This window comes from Anaerobacillus sp. CMMVII, assembly GCF_025377685.1.
Taxonomy (GTDB): Bacteria; Bacillota; Bacilli; order Bacillales; family Anaerobacillaceae; genus Anaerobacillus.
In genome coordinates this window covers 150,686-168,739 of sequence record NZ_JACEHK010000017.1, presented here as the reverse complement: position 1 = coordinate 168,739, position 18,054 = coordinate 150,686, and the positions used below count along the sequence as shown (strand labels likewise).

Genomic DNA, 18,054 nt, shown 5'->3' with positions numbered 1-18,054 from the left:
TCTAGCTGCAGAGATGCAACGGCTCTGAGATACTTCTTTGCTACCTTGCGAAAAATTATCGCAGGAGCACGATGCCCATCTGACGCTTTTCTATGCCATTGCCTTAGCTTTTTCAACAACTTCTTCAATACGTCCAACAAGACGGAATGCATCTTCTGGAAGATCATCGTACTTACCATCAAGGATTTCTTTGAAACCTTTGATCGTTTCTTTAACTGGTACGTATGAACCTGGTTGTCCAGTGAATTGCTCAGCAACGTGGAAGTTTTGCGATAAGAAGAATTGAATACGACGAGCGCGGTGAACCACTAACTTGTCTTCTTCAGATAACTCATCCATACCTAAGATAGCGATGATATCTTGTAATTCTTTATATTTTTGTAGTGTTTGCTGAACACGACGTGCTACATCATAATGCTCTTTACCAACGATCTCAGGAGCTAATGCTCTTGAAGTCGAAGCAAGTGGGTCTACCGCAGGGTAAATACCCATCTCAGAAAGCTTACGCTCAAGGTTTGTTGTTGCATCTAAGTGAGCGAATGCTGTTGCAGGAGCTGGATCCGTATAGTCATCGGCAGGTACATAGATCGCTTGGATCGATGTTACTGAACCTGTTTTTGTTGATGTGATACGTTCTTGAAGCTGACCCATTTCCGTTGCTAATGTTGGCTGATAACCTACCGCTGAAGGCATACGACCAAGAAGGGCTGATACTTCAGAACCTGCTTGTGTAAAGCGGAAGATGTTATCAACGAATAAAAGTACGTCTGCACCTTGCTCATCACGGAAATATTCTGCCATTGTAAGACCAGTTAAGGCAACACGCATACGTGCTCCAGGTGGCTCATTCATCTGACCGAATACCATTGCTGTTTTCTTGATAACTCCAGAATCACTCATCTCGTGGAAAAGGTCATTTCCTTCACGAGTACGCTCACCTACACCGGCAAATACAGAGATACCGCCGTGCTCTTGAGCGATGTTGTTGATTAATTCCTGGATTAATACTGTTTTACCTACACCGGCACCACCGAAAAGACCGATCTTACCACCCTTAATGTAAGGAGCAAGTAAGTCTACTACTTTAATTCCTGTTTCAAGGATTTCAGTTGTAGTTGAAAGTTCTTCATATTTTGGTGCAGATCTATGGATAGGGTCTCTTCTTACGTCAGCCGGTACTGGCTCGTCTAAGTCGATGTTTTCCCCTAATACGTTAAATACACGTCCAAGTGTTACTTCACCTACTGGTACAGAGATCGGAGCTCCAGTATTGATTACTTCTAATCCACGGACAACACCGTCTGTAGAAGCCATCGCAACTGTACGAACCGAGTCATCACCTAAGTGAAGTGCAACTTCTAATGTTAACTCAATATCAACTTCACCAGCATTTTGTGCTTTGTGAGAGATCTTTAAAGCGTTATAAATCTCAGGTAGTTCACCGCGGTTGAACTTTACGTCAACTACAGGTCCCATAACTTGAGTTACGCGTCCTTTGTTCATAATTTTTCCTCCTAACTTCCATTCAAGCAGAGATAAGGTTACTCAAGGGCCGCCGCTCCACCAACAATTTCTGTAATCTCTTGAGTGATTGCAGCTTGTCGGGCACGGTTAAATTTCAATGTAAGGTCATCAATAAGCGCACCAGCATTATCTGTTGCTGAACTCATCGCTGTCATCCTTGCACCAAATTCACTTGCCTTTGCATCAAGAAGAGCTCCGAAGATTAAGCTTTCCGCATAATGTGGTAAAAGCTGTTCTAGGATAACATCTTCATTTGGTTCGTATATATATTCCAATGTTGCTGCGTCACTTGTAAGTTCAGTTAACGGTAACAGCTTTGTTTCTGTTACGTCTTGTTTAATTGGACTGACAAAATGATTGTAGAAAACAAACAATTCATCAAAAATCTCATCGGTAAACATTTGAACTGTAGTACTCGCAATATTTTTAATATCCGCATACGTAGGGTTGTCTGATAAACCAACGATTTCTTGGATGATTGGCATTTGACGCTTCTTGAAAAAGTCGCGACCAATTCGCCCCATGACGATTAATCCATATTCATCAGCTGATTTATGACGTTCTTTAATCGTGTTCAACACTGTACGTAAAATAGAACTATTGTACGCACCAGCTAAACCACGATCAGACGTAATCACGATGTAACCTGTTTTCTTAACAGGGCGCGATTGTAGCATCGGATGTGTTTTTTCTGTATTACCACCAGCAATAGAGACAACAACATCACGAATTTTTTGAGTATAAGGCTGGAAGTTCTGGGCCTTCAGTTGAGCTTTGTTAAGCTTAGCAGCAGACACCATTTGCATCGCCTTGGTAATTTGCTTCGTCTTTTTTGTAGACGTAATTCTATTTTTTATATCTCTTAAAGAAGCCATGTTCCGTTCACCACCTTTATTCTAAACTGGTATCCCATCTTGTAGAGGTCGTTAAGTAACGAACCCTATTACTTTGAACTTACGAAGTTTTTCTTAAATGCTTCAATAGCAGCCTTCAGTTCATTTTCGTCAGGCAATTTACCAGTTGAACGGATTTGCTCTAAAAGATTTTTGTTGTTGTGATCGAAGTGAGTATAAAGCTCTTCTTCAAAACGTTTCACATCTTCTACTGGGATGTCGTCTAAGAAGCCTTTTGTTAATGTAAATAAGATTAGTACTTGCTTTTCAACAGCAAGTGGCTCATGTAAGCCTTGCTTTAATACTTCAACTGTACGAGCACCACGGTTAAGTTTTGCTTGTGTCGCTTTATCTAAGTCAGAACCAAACTGAGCGAATGCTTCTAACTCACGATATGAAGCTAAGTCTAGACGAAGTGTACCAGCAACTTTCTTCATTGCATTAATTTGTGCAGAACCCCCTACACGAGATACAGAAAGACCCGCGTTAACCGCTGGACGTACCCCTGAGAAGAAAAGGTCTGATTGTAAGAAGATTTGTCCATCAGTGATGGAGATAACGTTTGTTGGAATATAAGCAGAAACGTCACCTGCTTGTGTTTCGATGAATGGTAGTGCAGTTAAAGAACCGCCACCTTTTGCATCACTTAACTTAGCTGCACGCTCAAGTAAGCGTGAGTGTAAGTAGAATACATCCCCTGGATATGCTTCACGACCTGGAGGACGACGAAGTAATAATGAAAGCTCACGGTAAGCAGATGCTTGTTTTGTTAAATCATCATAGATTACTAAAACGTGCTTACCATTGTACATGAAGTGCTCACCCATAGTTACCCCAGCATAAGGAGCTAAGAATAATAATGGAGCTGGTTGAGACGCACTCGCTGTAACTACGATTGTATAATCAAGAGCACCTTGTTGACGAAGTGTTTCAACAACACCCGCTACTGTAGATTCTTTTTGTCCAATCGCAACGTAGATACAAATCATGTTTTCGTTCTTTTGGTTAATAATTGTATCGATTGCAATCGCTGTTTTACCTGTTTGACGGTCACCGATAATTAACTCACGTTGACCACGACCAATTGGGATTAAAGAGTCGATCGCTTTAATACCAGTTTGTAGTGGCTCATGAACTGATTTACGGTCCATTACTCCAGGAGCGTTATACTCGATTGGACGAGTTTCTGTTGTTTCGATTGGGCCTAAACCGTCAACTGGTTGACCTAATGAGTTAACAACACGACCAAGAAGTGCTTCACCTACAGGAACCTCCATGATACGGCCTGTACGTTTTACTTCATCACCTTCACGAATATCTGTGTAAGGTCCAAGAATGATAATCCCTACAGCATTTTCCTCTAGGTTTTGAGCCATACCCATTACACCGTTAGAAAACTCAAGAAGCTCTCCAGCCATAACGTTTTCTAAACCGTGCGCTAGTGCGATACCATCCCCAACTTGGATAACGGTACCCACATCGTTAATTTCAACTTCAGACTGATAGTCTTCAATTTGCTTTTTATAATTAAGCTAATTTCATCAGCTTTGATGCTCATATCCTTCACCCCTATCTACTAACGTTTCCTCGAATCATACGACGCTCAATACGTCTAAGCTGGCTTAAAACGCTTCCATCATATATGCGATCACCAATGCGGACTTTGAAGCCGCCGATTAACTCAGGATCAACGATATTATTAATGGTTAACTTACCTTTTCCAGATATCTTTGAAAAAGTTGCTTCAAAGCCAATTTTTTCAACATCTGTCAATGGTTTTGCAGTATAAACTTTCGCTTCTGCAACACCTTGCTCTTCGTTTGTAAGCTTTAGAAATTCTTCTACCATTTTAAAAAGAATCCCCTCACGCTTCTTATCTATGAGTAGGAATAATGTATTTAACAATGTATCACTGATTTTCCCTTGAAAGCTTGCTTTGACAAGATCTTTCTTCTGGTCAATTGATACTTTAGGATGTTTAAAGAACGTATCAAATAGATTTGTACTTTCTACGACTTCACTAACAACCTTTAATTCTTCTGTTATTTGAGCGACTGCATTTTGTTCTTTTGCAAGTTCAAATACAGCTATCGCATAACGTTTTGCAACGTGGTCTTGTTTCATAGGTTTTCGCCTACTTCTTTAAGGTAGTCTTCGATTAGCTTCGATTGAGCTTTTTCGTCAAGTTCCTTTTCGATCACTTTAGTTGCTACTAAGACAGATAGAGACGCCACTTGCTCACGTAATGCTGAGACAGCTTGCTCTTTTTCTCTCTTGATTTCTGCTAGTGCAGATTCCTTCATTCTCTCAGCTTCTACTTTCGCTGATTTCACCATTTCTTCTGTTTGTTGCTCAGAAATTTTCTTCGCGTTAGCAATAATACTTTGTGCTTCTGTACGAGCTTTTTGAATTTCTTCGCGTTGCTCTGCTAAGTATTTTTCTGCTTCTTCACGATTTTTTTCTGCAGAAGTAATTTGATTTGCAATATGCTCCTCACGCTTTTGCATCATCCCGATAATCGGTCCAAAAGCGAATTTTTTCAGTAATACAAGGAGAATAAGGAATACGATTAACTGATATCCTGCATTTACCCATTGAATATTTTCAAACAAAACAATTCTCCTCCTTCGAGTCCAACATAAGGAATGGCGAAGAGGTTGTTAGACTTTTCTCCGCCATTATTGAATAATTCTTCCGAAAAATATTAAGCGTTACCTAAGATTAAGAATGAGATAACAATTGCAAGGATAGGAAGTGCTTCTGCAAGTGGTACCCCGATGAACATGATTGTTTGTAAAGAACCTTTGATTTCAGGTTGACGAGTTACTCCCTCTAATGTAGCACGAACGATGATTGCTACCCCGAATGCTCCTGCGATTGCTGCTAATGCTGCTACGATTGCTGCTGATAAAAATACCATGAAAAAATCCTCCTTTAGAATATAAGAAATTAGTTTTTTTTATTATTACGCCCTAATATTTCAGGACAAATTGATAAACGAATAGTAGGTAAATCTGTAAAAATTTTAGTGATCTTCACTAACTTTGTGAGACATGTAGACCATCGTTAGCATACAGAAAATGAATGCTTGAAGTGATCCGATGAATATACTGAATGCTTGCCATACCAAAAGAGGTAGTGCCACCCCTACGGCTAAGAAAATTGTACTCTTACCTAAAGTAACAAGCATGACCATTAATACTTCTTTTGCATAAATGTTACCGAAAAGACGCATTCCAAGCGTTAGCGTGTTGGAAAAGTCCTCGACAATTTTAAATGGGAATAAGAATGGTACGGGACGGAAGTAGTCCTTACCGTATTCTTTTACACCTTTGAGTTTAATACCGTAGTAATGAGTTAACAAAATGACAAATGCCGCTAACGATAACGTTAATACCGGATCTGAGGTCGGCGATTTCCACCATACTTCATAAACACCCTCAGCAATCTTCGATTTAATTTCGAACGGAACCCCTAACATGTTTGAAACAAAAACATAAAGGATAATAGTAAGACCTAGCATGACAAAGTTTTTTCCAACTTTCCAATCCATGTTACTGTTGATAATGTTCTTAACGAAATCAACAAGCCATTCTAATGCATTTTGTGCACCTGTTGGTTTCATTTGAATTCTTCTAGACATAAAAAAACAAACGAAAAAGACGATTGCTGCGGCCACAGTTGTCATTAGAATACTCGACATATTAACCGGCTGACCTAGAATTATTCTTACTGGAGCTATCGTTTCCAATTCATTTCACCTCTTTTCTGACTATAGACGTTTTAATTGAAAAATTGAATTAATTAATATGATGATATAGGTTAGCATTAAACCTATGACCACACTTATAAAGTGGAATTTATCGGGGTATCTGTACGCAATGTACACTGCACCTATTGTTAGACCGAAGCGAAAGAGTGTCCCTAAGGAAAACTTTGCTCGTCCAATCTCCATCGACTCGCCTATCCTTTTCACCTGAAAATATGTACTCCATAGATTACTTAAGCTAGCAATAGAACCTAATAGTAGCCCGAGAAAAATTGGTTGATACGGAGTAGCAAAGGCTAGTACAAGAAAGAGGCCAATCAAAATAATCGTATACAGTGTAAAGCGTTTGGTTAAATAAATATAGTCTACCATTCCGATCTTCTCCTTAAGAAAAACACAAGGTCTTTCTTGACCTATCATTTATCATGATAGTTTAAAAAATGCTTGACGACCATAATGACTCCGTAAGAACCCGTACCAAGACCTAAAAAAAGTCCTATGATGAGAAATAATGAGTTTGTTCCGAAGTAGCTATCAAGCCATCTACCACCAAAAACACCTACCAGGATCGAACCCAGTAAGTAGGAGCTAATAGTAGACATTAAAGCTAACGAACGCATTGTTTGTTTAAAGCGTTTAGGATTTTGCATAAACACCTCTTAATAAAATATGAATTACGAATTGTGAACAGTTGAACTCAAGGCTTCGAAGCAGTACGCTCAAAAACATTCATAATTCATAATTCATAATTTATAATTCTTAATTATACTGTTATGTAACAAACAAATACGCTTTCCCAGTTAGATTTCCCCGATGTAAACCTTATCATTATGTCCTTTGTAATCGTACAATAGGGTACACCATCTGTCAACGAATTTAGCAAATAAAAAATATTAAATTAATAACATTAGCATAGTGCTTATCCTCCTTGAATATAAGGCAATTCAGTGAACAAGCTAAGTAATTCACAAATCATTATAACTTAAATCGACATAAAATGTTCAACATTTTACAATAAATTACCACTAAATTTCAGTTAAGAGTTTAGAGTGTAGAGTCGTTACAAGTTTTTCGCCGATGCTTTTTGAGTGCATCTCCAAGAAGCGGAAACAACTATCAACTTTACACTCTAAACTGTACACTTACCTAGTAAGCATATTATGCCCGGAAATTTTTTCAATATCTTCGCCAATATAAATCATTGTTTCAATGAGGTCTTCTTTTCCTTCTTTATTGGCATAGACAAGCGTTTTATAGATACCTTCTTCTATCTGAAGTTCATCCAACTCCACTTCAAGTAAGCCTCGTTCTACGTTCTCCTTGACGTCTAGATACTTTATGAACTTGAACGTATCTGGATCGTAGAGAGCAATTCCCACTTCATCCGCTCCGCCTGGCAAATAGATCTCATAACGATACTTGCCTTGTTCATCCCCAAATTCAAAGGAAAAAGCCATTAATCGCGGATAATTTGGTTCTTCAATAAAAAACATATACGGAACTCGAACAGGATCCTTCCCACCTTCGACAACAAATTCCCCATAATGAATGCCTGATTGAAAGACAGCTGGTAAAATGTCGATCGTAATCGGTACCTGAGTTTCTTCACCAGGTTTTAAGGTGATCGAGAATGGGACCTTCCATTGAACACCGTCTGGTACAACAAACGGCGGTTTAACGTGATAGGTTCTTGTTTTTTGAGATGTATTCTTAATTGTAATCTCAACATCCTTGGTATGCCTTGCCTGCTCACGTGTCCATTTCCCAAAACCTACAGTACCTGGATAAACGAGAGTTTCAGCATGGACTGCCTTGCCTACTTGGATGCGCCCAGTCCCTTGTTCATGAGGCGAATACGGAATGCCTTCTAAATTTTCAATGGGTTTTGCTGTATTCATGATCGCTGCTTTAACCTCTTCAGGCGACCAGTCAGGGTGTGCTTGTTTCACTAGCGCCGCTGTACCAGCAACATGTGGTGCTGACATACTCGTTCCATTTAGTCCTAAATAGCCTTTTGGGATCGTACTATCAATTGAGACTCCTGGAGCAACAACATCAGGCTTCACTCCCCAGGTGTGGGTTACAGGTCCCCTCGAGCTAAACGGAGCAATCTGGTCTTCTTCTTTCCGATAAATCGTTCTTATATAATTTTTTTCATTTACATCCAATTGGTCTTTTAACCATTCACCATCTTCCTTCGAAATAGATACTACAGGAATATCTAATTGCATTTCTAGCGAACCCATAAACGCTCCTGGCGTATTGTTATAGATAATTACTCCGATTGCTCCAGCATCTTGCGCTGTTTTTGCTTTTTCGTAAAAAGGGATCACTCCTCTTTTTACAAGTACAACTTTTCCTTTAACCTCTTTCATATCTTCGACTCGCCCTAAGCCAATTTCCTTGATCGGGTAATCTCTTTTGTGCGTCCAAGGTTTCGAACCAACCATCATGTTCAAGGAAATTTCTCGATCTTCACTTTTAAATGTTAAATATGGGACCTTCAGCGGTGGGGTCGATGCCCCAACTGAAATTGCTTTAAGCGACGTGCCTGGCGATCCTACTGTCCACATGTTTGGACCACTATTGCCGTTTGAGGTTACTGCGATGACCCCTTTTTCCACTGCTTTATCCAAAGCAATACTCGTCGGCCAGTCTGGACCGTTGACTGTATTCCCTAAGGAAAGGTTAATGATATCAACACCATCTTCAACTGCTTTTTCAATGGCTTCAATTACTTGTTCTGTCGTTCCTTTTCCACCAGGTCCTAGAGCTCGATAGGCATAAATCTCTGCCTCTGGAGCTACACCTTTAATCTTTCCGTTAGCAGCGATAATCCCTGCTACATGAGTGCCATGGATGGTCGATAACCCTTGCTCCCTTGTCGTTTCCATTGGGTCGCCGTCTTGATCAATGACATCATAACCGCCCTTGAAATTTTTCTTTAAATCCGGATGGTCATAATCAATACCTGTATCAATAACAGCGATTTTTATTCCCTTACCGGTCAAACGTTGACCTTTTTTATCTAGCTTTCCACGAATGTTTCCGCCACCAATAAAAGGTACACTCTCATCTAACGTAACTTCATACGTTCTTAACGGATCAACACGTTTAATACCGGCAATCCCTTCAAGATGAGCAATATCCTGTTTCTTCAGTTGCAACGAAAAACCGGTAAATAGTGACTGAAACATTTTTCGAAACTGACTGTTAGGAAGCTCCTGCTCAATTTTAGCCAATATTTCATTGGGATCTCCATCCACTTCTACCATAACGACTGTGTCCTCGGCAGTATTTCCTTTGTCGAATGGAGGGCGCTCCGGGAATGTTGCTGCTAGACCTTGCTGAATAAAGCTAACTGTAAAAATAATCGTTAACAATAATAGTTTTCTCATTCTTTTCCGATATTCCCTCCTTTATGAAATTAGCATTTTTTATCGTTCCACAATATAACAAAAACATGCGTATTATAGTTGAGAGTGTAGAGTGTAAAGTTTAGAGTTGTGTGGGTGTTGCTCTGTAGCAAAAAGAAATTATATACGTTAAAGAGCAACCTAGTAGGGCATCACAGAAAAGCATAATGTGCACTATGACAAAGTGTGGTTACTTTTTCTTTGGTAGGACACTTGAATCAGCTCCATTGCACCTTGTAATCCTCAGGAAACTCCGGACTCTTTATTGTGACCTAAAAAAAATAAAAAGCTCTTTTCGTAAACATTGTTGCTTTTTTACTCTAAAATTATCGAAAAAATACCTTAGATGAAGATATCCCCCAATAAATTAAGTAAGAAAAGAGCAATACTTATTAAATTAGTGGTGAATTCTTAGTATTTTGTGTAAAAATCCGGCTTTTGGGATTTTTACGAAAGCAACAAACTTTGCGAAAACAGCCAAATAAAAAGACCGCACCAAATGGTACGGCCTTCTCTCGATTAAGCTTTCAATAACTCTGAACTTTACACTCTAAACTCTACACTTCAAAAAGCGCATCACTGAGCAACTTACACCAACTCTACACTCAACACTCTAAACTGTAAAAGGTTCAGGTCTTTCTCCCTGCTGGAAATGGTGAAGGATGGCTTCAACAATCCGTTTTGATGCAAAGCCATCACCATATGGATTGGAGGCTTTAGCCATCGCTTTAAATGCTTCTTCATCTACTAGAAGCTTTTTAGCAAGCTCATAAATGGTGTCTTCATTTGTACCAGCAAGCTTTAGGGTTCCTGCCTCGATTCCTTCTGGTCGTTCAGTCGTGTCCCGAAGTACAAGTACAGGAACTCCTAACGAAGGTGCTTCTTCCTGGACACCTCCGGAATCAGTCAGGATTAGGTGTGCTCTAGAGGCAAAGTTATGGAAATCTAAAACTCCAAGCGGTTCAATCAATTGGATGCGCGGGTCATTCCCTAGCACCTCATCGGCAATTTCTCGAACAACTGGATTTAGGTGGACTGGATAGACCACTTGCAAATCAGGATGCTCGTTTACCAACCGTTTAATTGCTCTAAACATATTACGCATCGGTTCACCTAAATTTTCGCGCCGGTGAGCGGTTAATAACAACAGCCGATCATTACCTAATTTGTCTAATACCTCATGCTGATAAGTATTTGTTACTGTGGTTTTTAACGCATCTATTGCTGTGTTGCCAGTTATGTATATTGTATTTTCATGTTTATTTTCAAGACGTAAATTATCAGCAGCTTTGCCGGTTGGTGCAAAATGAAGATCAGCGATAACCCCCGTTAGTTGACGATTCATCTCTTCAGGGAACGGGGAATACTTATTCCAAGTTCGGAGACCCGCCTCTACATGACCAACTTCTATTTGGTTGTAGTAAGCCGCAAGACTTGCGATAAACGTTGTCGCTGTATCACCATGCACTAGAACTAAATCAGGCTTAACTTCCTTCATCACTTCATCCAAGCCTTGTAGAACATTAACAGTTACATCAACAAGGGTTTGTCTTGCTTTCATAATATTTAAATCATAATCGGGCTTAACTCCAAAAATTAATAATACCTGATCTAGCATTTCTCGGTGCTGACCCGTCACAGTTACAATTGATTCAATGTGCTCCTGATGTTTTTCAAGCTCTAATACTAAAGGGCACATCTTAATCGCCTCAGGACGAGTTCCAAAGATCGTCATTACTTTAATTTTTTGATCCATGTTGAAACCCCTTTTTAGCTTTGAGTTTTGAGTTTTGAGTTTTTGAAGCATCTTTGAGAAGCAACCATTAACTCATAACTCAACACTCTTCACTCAAAACTTCAAATTATTTCGTTCCAAATAAACGATCACCAGCGTCGCCTAATCCTGGGACAATATAACCTTTTTCATTTAACTTTTCGTCCATTGCCGCTAAGTAAATATCCACATCAGGATGCGCTTTTTGAACGACTTCAACGCCTTCTGGAGCTGCGATTAGACACATAAGTTTAATATTCTTCGCACCACGCTTTTTCAAGGAGTTGATTGCCTCAGCTGCTGAGCCACCTGTCGCAAGCATTGGGTCGATAACGATAAACTCACGCTCTTCTACATCCGTTGGAAGCTTCACATAGTATTCTACCGGTTGTAATGTTTCAGGGTCACGGTATAAACCAACATGTCCAACTTTTGCCGCTGGAATTAACTTTAAAATTCCATCTACCATTCCTAAACCCGCGCGTAAAATAGGAACTAAACCTAATTTTTTACCAGCAATTGTTTTTGATTTCGCTGGACCAACTGGCGTTTCTACTGTTACATCTTGAAGTGGAAGATCACGAGTGATTTCAAATGCCATTAAAGCTGCAACCTCATCGACAAGCTCACGAAATTCTTTTGTCCCAGTACTCTTATCTCTGATGTACGTTAATTTGTGTTGAATTAGTGGGTGATCAAAAACAAATAAATTGCTCATATATTTTCCGCTCCTATTCTTTTGAGTTATGTAATATATCTTAATATACCACGTTAACTCTTTTTTGCTCCTTGAAGATTTTACATAAAAACGAGAGCGAGTTCAAGGATGAAATTTGAGTATGTCTTTTCCTAAGTGAAGAATTAATGAAGTTTGTACCGTTGTTTGACTAGCGGCACACTTTTGCGGACCCAGATTCCTCTATTTAATATTTTTGCCCTGTTTTTATATTTTTACGGACTCAGGGGACCTTACTCGAGTGCAAACCTTTAGTTTTAGCATGTTTTTATGCAAATGTAGGTCCGCTTAGCCGGCCATGGTCGTGAACGAGTTTATCAAAAAAAGCTTGGGGACTGGACCCAAGCTCTAGTTTGCATATAATTTATTATTTTCGCTACAATGTTCTAAATGTTGTTGCGGAAAAACCCATTGCAACGACATATAGATTGGTTTAGCTCTGTTTAGGTAATTATGAAATTGACTCATATAGAGAGTATTTATTCATTAGCGCTGCTACACGCTCTCTTGCTTCAACTTGTTTTTGTTCATTGTCAATATTTTTTAATGTAAGTGCTATGATCTCTCCGATTTCATCCATGTCCTCTAAGCCTAAGCCACGTGAAGTAACAGCAGCTGTTCCGATGCGGATACCACTTGTTACGAATGGGCTTTGTGGATCAAACGGGATCGTGTTTTTATTAGTAGTTATACCAATTTCATCAAGTGCTGCTTCAGCAACTTTACCAGTCAAATCTAAGCTACGTAAATCAAGGAGAACTAGGTGATTGTCTGTACCACCAGATACTAGGTTAATGCCTTCAGCTACTAGTTTTTCAGCAAGGCGGTTAGCATTGGCTACGACTTTCTCTCCATATTGTTTAAATTCAGGCTGAAGTGCCTCACCAAACGCAACAGCTTTAGCTGCAATTACGTGCATGAGAGGTCCGCCTTGAATTCCTGGAAAAATCGATTTATCAATTTTCTTTGCCCATTCTTCTTTACATAAAATCATTCCACCACGAGGGCCACGAAGTGTTTTATGTGTTGTTGTTGTTACGAAGTCAGCATATGGAACAGGATTTTCGTGAAGTCCTGTAGCAACTAGTCCTGCAATGTGCGCCATGTCTACCATAAAGTATGCTCCAACCTCATCAGCGATTTCACGGAATTTCTTAAAATCAATCGCTCTAGGGTAAGCACTCGCTCCAGCTACGATCAGCTTCGGCTTATGTAATCTTGCCTTTTGAAGAACATCTTCATAGTTAATTCGGTGTGTAACTTCATCAACTCCGTATTCAACAAAGTTGTACTGAATGCCACTGAAGTTAACTGGACTTCCGTGAGTTAGGTGACCACCGTGAGAAAGATTCATTCCTAAAACAGTGTCGCCGTGGTTTAAAATTGTAAAATAAACAGCCATATTTGCTTGGGCACCTGAATGCGGTTGAACATTTACGTGTTCTGCACCAAAGATTTCTTTAGCACGATCTCTAGCGATGTCTTCAACAACATCTACATGTTCACAGCCGCCATAGTAGCGTTTGCCTGGATAACCTTCAGCATATTTATTTGTTAAGACTGACCCTTGCGCTTCCATAACCGCTTCACTTACAAAGTTCTCTGATGCAATTAATTCAATTTTATCCCTTTGTCTTGATAATTCATCTTGCATTGCTTCATAAAGTTTTGGATCCTGTTGCTTTAGTCTTTCCATTTTACAATCCCCTTCCAACCATAAAGTCCTTAAACAAATCTCATGTTCACCATTTTATCACAATTTAGATTAGAGTGTAGAGGGGAAAATTAATAGTATTTAAACTTTTCACTATCTTTAGGTTATTTATTTCTTACTAAAAGCACTTTGATTGACCACCACACTCTAAACTCTACACTTTACACTCTAAACTAGAGTGAGTTCAATCACAGTTTCCTTCTTCTGCCTTCAATTCATACACAGCCCGTGCCCCGCCAATAAGTTTTGGTCTAGTTACCGCTAACGTAAGGTGCGCTTTACCGATAAATTTAATCTGACTTCTGACAGGAACCGCGACATGTTTTAAGTGCATGCCAATGAGTGTATCACCAATATCAATCCCCGCATCTGCTTTAATAAATTCAACAACCGTAGGTTTCTCAAATTGTTTATATGCATATGCAGCCATTGATCCACCGGCTTTTGGTACAGGGATGACGGACACTTCTTCAAGGGTAAATTGTCTTTGCGTTTTTTGTTCAACAACTATCGCTCTGTTTAAATGCTCGCAACACTGAAACGCTAAATGGACACGTGTTTTTTCTTGGAATTTCTTTAACGCCCCAAAAACAGCTTCTGCTACCTCTATTGTTCCTGATGTCCCAATATGTTGGCCAATTACCTCACTTGTGCTTGTACCAATAAGTAAAATATGATCTTGGCCAAACACCATTTTGGACTCTAAATCGCTCAATGCTTGTGTGATTTGCTCAAATATATTCAACTTAGATCCACCTCCTAATGTAAAATTGTTTGTAAGATACGCTAGAAGCATTGCATTAATAATTCTACATTTATAAAAATTCCACCAAGCAGAGCTCAACTCCACTTGATGGACTTTAATTGGGTTTTATTTTTCTAAAAACGTAATTTTATCAACTCGGCGTGCGTGACGCCCACCTTCAAATTCAGTTTCTAACCAAACTTTAGCAATTTCTCTTGCCAATCCAGGACCGATTACTCTCTCGCCCATAGCTAAGACATTGCTATCGTTATGTTCTCTTGTTGCTTTTGCACTATACGTATCATGTGCTAGCGCACAACGAATACCTTTGATTTTGTTGGCAGCAATGCTCATACCGATGCCTGTCCCACAAATTAGAATGCCACGATCAACTTCTCCACTGACCACTTTCTCGGCTACTGGTAATGCATAATCGGGATAGTCAACTGAATCAGCACAGTTACAGCCAACATCCTCGTATTGTATATTCATTTCGTCCATTAAGCTTTTGATTTCCGCTTTAATATTTATTCCACCGTGATCTGAACCGATTGCTACTTTCATGTCTATTTCCTCTTCTTTCCAAAAAATTATGTCGTGAATTTTCTAATCGTTTTTTGTAAAGCGCTTGCTTGAGATGCAAGAATCTCTGCAGATCCGGCTATCTCTTGCATCACTGCAGCTTGATCTTGAGTAGCAGAGGACACTTCCACGGTTCCCGCTGAAGTTTCTTCAGCAATTGCCGCTACTTCTTGCGAATCTCTTGTTGTGACTCTAATCGCTTCAAGCTGTCGATTAATTGTCTCTGTTATATCTTGAACCGCATTCGCTACTTCATTCACTGATTTTGTCATTTCAGCAATTGCTTCATTTGTTTGTGAACCTTTATAGGCTTCTTTGTTGGCAGCATCTACTTGTTTAGTGATTTGTGAAACAACATTACTGACCTCGTCTTGGATATTTCTAATTAACTGTGAAATACCTTGTACAGCTTTCGAGCTTTCATCTGCTAGCTTGCGAACTTCATCAGCAACAACGGCAAACCCTCGTCCTTGTTCACCTGCTCTTGCAGCTTCAATTGACGCATTTAACGCCAGTAGATTTGTTTGTTCAGCTATGTCTCCAACGAGGGAAATAATCTCCCCCACTTTTCTTGCATGAGTTTCCAGCCGACCAACTACATTTAAAGAATTTTGGTTACCTTCGGCTAATTGGTTAATCCCTGAAACTAGCGAATGAATGACTTGTTTACTTTCTGCTAATGTTTTGACCATTTCAATTGAGAGATGTTTTGAGGCATCTGCTCGCCCTTGGACTTGCTCTGCTAATTTCGAAACATCTTCCATAGACGCGGCTGTATTTTGAATTGCACTAGCCGAATTTTCAGCACCAACGGCAATTTCATCAACTGTTCGCCCAATCGTCTCTGCTTGTATGGCTGCTGCTTGGGAAGCATTTTTGATTTCAGTTACTTTTTCATTCGTTAGTTGGAAGTTTGTTCCAATATCAGAAACCATCGCTCGTAGATTCTGTACCATTTCTTGGTACGCCAAACCAAGTGCACGGATTTCATCATCTGACTTTGCCACTTCTACATCAACACTAATATCACCGTTAGCTACTTTGCGCGATGCTTCCTCTAACTTTTGCAATGGTTTCGTAATGAAGCCTGCAGCAAAAAAACCAAGGATCCCACACCAAAAAACTCCGAGGATCAAAGTTAATACTGTTAAAACATCCTCGTTAATTCCGAATAAACTACCCAGTACCTCACTTAAATAAAAAATGAAAAAGGCACTTGTTAAATAAGTAATAGCAGCTACTGTTGAAATTCCGATAACCATTTTTTTACGTAAACTAAACTTATAACCCTTTTTTTCGTTCATCGCATACGCCCTGCTTTCCCCATTTAAATATTATAGAAAATAAGGCTATTCGTTTTACGAGCGCCTTACCATTCTAAAAAACTAAAGATCCATTAGCAGTTTATCAATCGCCTCTTCAATCTCTCTCGCAGTTCTACGATAAACCTCAGTTGAGCCACCAAAAGGGTCTGAAATGCTGAAACTAGGCATGATTGTCTCTAATCTCTCAATTTCTAGCCGATCTACTTTTATTAATTGTTGAAGCGCTTTCGAAAGATTTTCCAATTGCAGTTTTGCTTCATTGTCTGTTCGTTTATTCAATTGTTCAATCTCTGCTTTATGCTCCTGTAAAAACTGTGCTTGTTTAAGTTCAAGCTGAACATAATGATGCTGAAGTTGTTGTTGAATGTCTGCTAAATCTTTTTCAAAAGCATATTCCTTTAATGTATGTATTTTATCAACATAATCAGGAAATTGCCTAACCAAGGTTGACTTATGTCCTTCCGTTAACGTTAAGACAATATCCGCCCAATCCATCATTTCCTTACTAACCTGACTCGAACTATGATTTAGAGAAATTCCTTTCTCAGCTAAAACCTCCACTGTACCTTCAGAAGCACTCATTCCCGGCAATGCACTAACACCAGCTGACTTTACCTCGATGTCAGGACGTTTCTCCTTTAATAGAGCTTGTGCAAGGGGACTTCTACAAGTATTACCTGTACATACGAAGAGGAATCGTTTCATCTCCTCACTTCCCTTCCCTATAATGTTACAATGTTTTACAAGTTTTTTTAAGAGTATTATATGAACTTTTTATTAATTCTGTCCTTTAAATAAATCCTACGAAAAAAATGTTAACAACATCAATTTGCTGTTAACATTTTTAGTTTAACATAAATTACTATAATAACTCCTGAGTTTTTTTAAATCGGCCATAAAAGTTTAAGTCCGAACCCTAATAAAATACATCCACCTAATAATTCACCATAAACCCCTATGTATCCTTTTACCTTCTTGCCAATAATTAAACCGAGCCAAGATAAGGCCATGCTAATTAATCCGAAGCTTAACAATGTCACCAATGTTTTCGCACCAATCATTCCGAGACTTAATCCTACCGAGAAACTATCTACACTTACACTTAACGCAAAAAGAAGTAGACCTAATCCTTCTGGCTGTAAAATCCTCTCTTCTTGCTCCTTTGAAAAAAGGGCAGAATACAGCATCTGCAACCCGAGTACCACCAATAAAACCCCACCAATAATAATGGCAACCATCCCAAAATACTGGGTTAAAAATTTACCAATAACAATTCCCAAAAACGGCATAATCACATGGAAAGCTCCAACCGTCACACCTATTTTAAAAATATGCTTATAGCGTAACCCTAGCATCCCCATTCCAATTGCCAAAGAGAATGCGTCCATACCTAACGCAAATGCCATAATACTAATTGTAATAAGTTCACTCAACAAAAGGATCACCCCCTAGTACATGCTACTCTAACCCTATGCATGTCCGAGGGAAAATATATCTTTTTAGTGTAGAGTTTAGAGTGTAAAGTCTGGAGTCCTTGAAAGCACTGCCTCCGAAGCTTGTCCCAACAATAACTCTC

17 protein-coding genes and 1 pseudogene are annotated in these 18,054 nt (G+C 39.3%); all 18 read right to left on the bottom strand.

The window, feature by feature from the left end; all coding sequences use genetic code 11:
• Positions 1–90: 90 nt before the first annotated feature.
• A complete protein-coding gene (gene atpD / locus H1D32_RS22280) occupies positions 91–1,503 on the bottom strand; it encodes a F0F1 ATP synthase subunit beta (protein WP_261180394.1) in 1,413 nt (470 codons plus the stop codon).
• 38 nt (positions 1,504–1,541) lie between these two features.
• The gene (locus H1D32_RS22275; RefSeq protein ID WP_261180393.1) at positions 1,542–2,399 is read right to left on the bottom strand and encodes a F0F1 ATP synthase subunit gamma; all 858 of its coding nucleotides are present in this window, start codon (positions 2,397–2,399) and stop codon (positions 1,542–1,544) included.
• Positions 2,400–2,467: 68 nt separating this feature from the next.
• Positions 2,468–3,975, bottom strand: a pseudogene (gene atpA, locus H1D32_RS22270) (F0F1 ATP synthase subunit alpha).
• 11 nt (positions 3,976–3,986) lie between these two features.
• Positions 3,987–4,541: a F0F1 ATP synthase subunit delta gene (locus tag H1D32_RS22265; protein ID WP_261180392.1), complete on the bottom strand. Its 555-nt coding sequence runs from the start codon at positions 4,539–4,541 to the stop codon at positions 3,987–3,989.
• Positions 4,538–5,029: a F0F1 ATP synthase subunit B gene (gene atpF / locus H1D32_RS22260; RefSeq protein ID WP_261180391.1), complete on the bottom strand. Its 492-nt coding sequence runs from the start codon at positions 5,027–5,029 to the stop codon at positions 4,538–4,540. The genes H1D32_RS22265 and atpF overlap by 4 nt, the downstream gene beginning before the upstream one ends.
• Before the next feature lie 92 nt (positions 5,030–5,121).
• Positions 5,122–5,337 carry a F0F1 ATP synthase subunit C gene (gene atpE, locus H1D32_RS22255; RefSeq protein ID WP_261180390.1) on the bottom strand — a complete coding sequence of 72 codons (216 nt, stop codon included), beginning with the start codon at positions 5,335–5,337 and terminating at the stop codon, positions 5,122–5,124.
• A gap of 105 nt (positions 5,338–5,442) precedes the next feature.
• The gene (atpB, locus tag H1D32_RS22250) at positions 5,443–6,159 is read right to left on the bottom strand and encodes a F0F1 ATP synthase subunit A (protein WP_396126314.1); all 717 of its coding nucleotides are present in this window, start codon (positions 6,157–6,159) and stop codon (positions 5,443–5,445) included.
• Between the two features lie 30 nt (positions 6,160–6,189).
• Complete coding sequence (locus H1D32_RS22245; protein ID WP_261180388.1) at positions 6,190–6,558, bottom strand: ATP synthase subunit I; 369 nt, start codon at positions 6,556–6,558, stop codon at positions 6,190–6,192.
• Between the two features lie 44 nt (positions 6,559–6,602).
• Complete coding sequence (locus tag H1D32_RS22240; protein ID WP_261180387.1) at positions 6,603–6,836, bottom strand: AtpZ/AtpI family protein; 234 nt, start codon at positions 6,834–6,836, stop codon at positions 6,603–6,605.
• Positions 6,837–7,328: 492 nt separating this feature from the next.
• The gene (locus H1D32_RS22235) at positions 7,329–9,584 is read right to left on the bottom strand and encodes a S8 family serine peptidase (RefSeq protein ID WP_261180386.1); all 2,256 of its coding nucleotides are present in this window, start codon (positions 9,582–9,584) and stop codon (positions 7,329–7,331) included.
• A 631-nt stretch (positions 9,585–10,215) separates the two neighbouring features.
• On the bottom strand, positions 10,216–11,358 hold the full coding sequence (wecB, locus tag H1D32_RS22230) for a non-hydrolyzing UDP-N-acetylglucosamine 2-epimerase (RefSeq protein WP_261180385.1): 1,143 nt from the start codon (positions 11,356–11,358) through the stop codon (positions 10,216–10,218).
• 106 nt (positions 11,359–11,464) lie between these two features.
• Positions 11,465–12,094 (bottom strand): uracil phosphoribosyltransferase, encoded by a 630-nt coding sequence (gene upp / locus H1D32_RS22225; RefSeq protein ID WP_261180384.1) that lies wholly within the window; start codon positions 12,092–12,094, stop codon positions 11,465–11,467.
• Positions 12,095–12,563: 469 nt separating this feature from the next.
• Entirely contained in the window at positions 12,564–13,808 is a 1,245-nt protein-coding gene (locus H1D32_RS22220) for a serine hydroxymethyltransferase (protein WP_261180383.1), read from the bottom strand.
• A 202-nt stretch (positions 13,809–14,010) separates the two neighbouring features.
• The gene (locus tag H1D32_RS22215; RefSeq protein WP_396126313.1) at positions 14,011–14,622 is read right to left on the bottom strand and encodes a TIGR01440 family protein; all 612 of its coding nucleotides are present in this window, start codon (positions 14,620–14,622) and stop codon (positions 14,011–14,013) included.
• Positions 14,623–14,697: 75 nt separating this feature from the next.
• Positions 14,698–15,135, bottom strand: coding sequence for a ribose 5-phosphate isomerase B (gene rpiB / locus H1D32_RS22210; RefSeq protein ID WP_261180381.1), 438 nt, complete (start codon positions 15,133–15,135; stop codon positions 14,698–14,700).
• 26 nt (positions 15,136–15,161) lie between these two features.
• Entirely contained in the window at positions 15,162–16,457 is a 1,296-nt protein-coding gene (locus tag H1D32_RS22205; protein ID WP_261180380.1) for a methyl-accepting chemotaxis protein, read from the bottom strand.
• Between the two features lie 81 nt (positions 16,458–16,538).
• The gene (locus H1D32_RS22200) at positions 16,539–17,183 is read right to left on the bottom strand and encodes a low molecular weight protein arginine phosphatase (RefSeq protein ID WP_261180379.1); all 645 of its coding nucleotides are present in this window, start codon (positions 17,181–17,183) and stop codon (positions 16,539–16,541) included.
• Positions 17,184–17,362: 179 nt separating this feature from the next.
• Positions 17,363–17,923: a manganese efflux pump MntP gene (locus H1D32_RS22195; RefSeq protein WP_261180378.1), complete on the bottom strand. Its 561-nt coding sequence runs from the start codon at positions 17,921–17,923 to the stop codon at positions 17,363–17,365.
• Positions 17,924–18,054 lie beyond the last annotated feature (131 nt).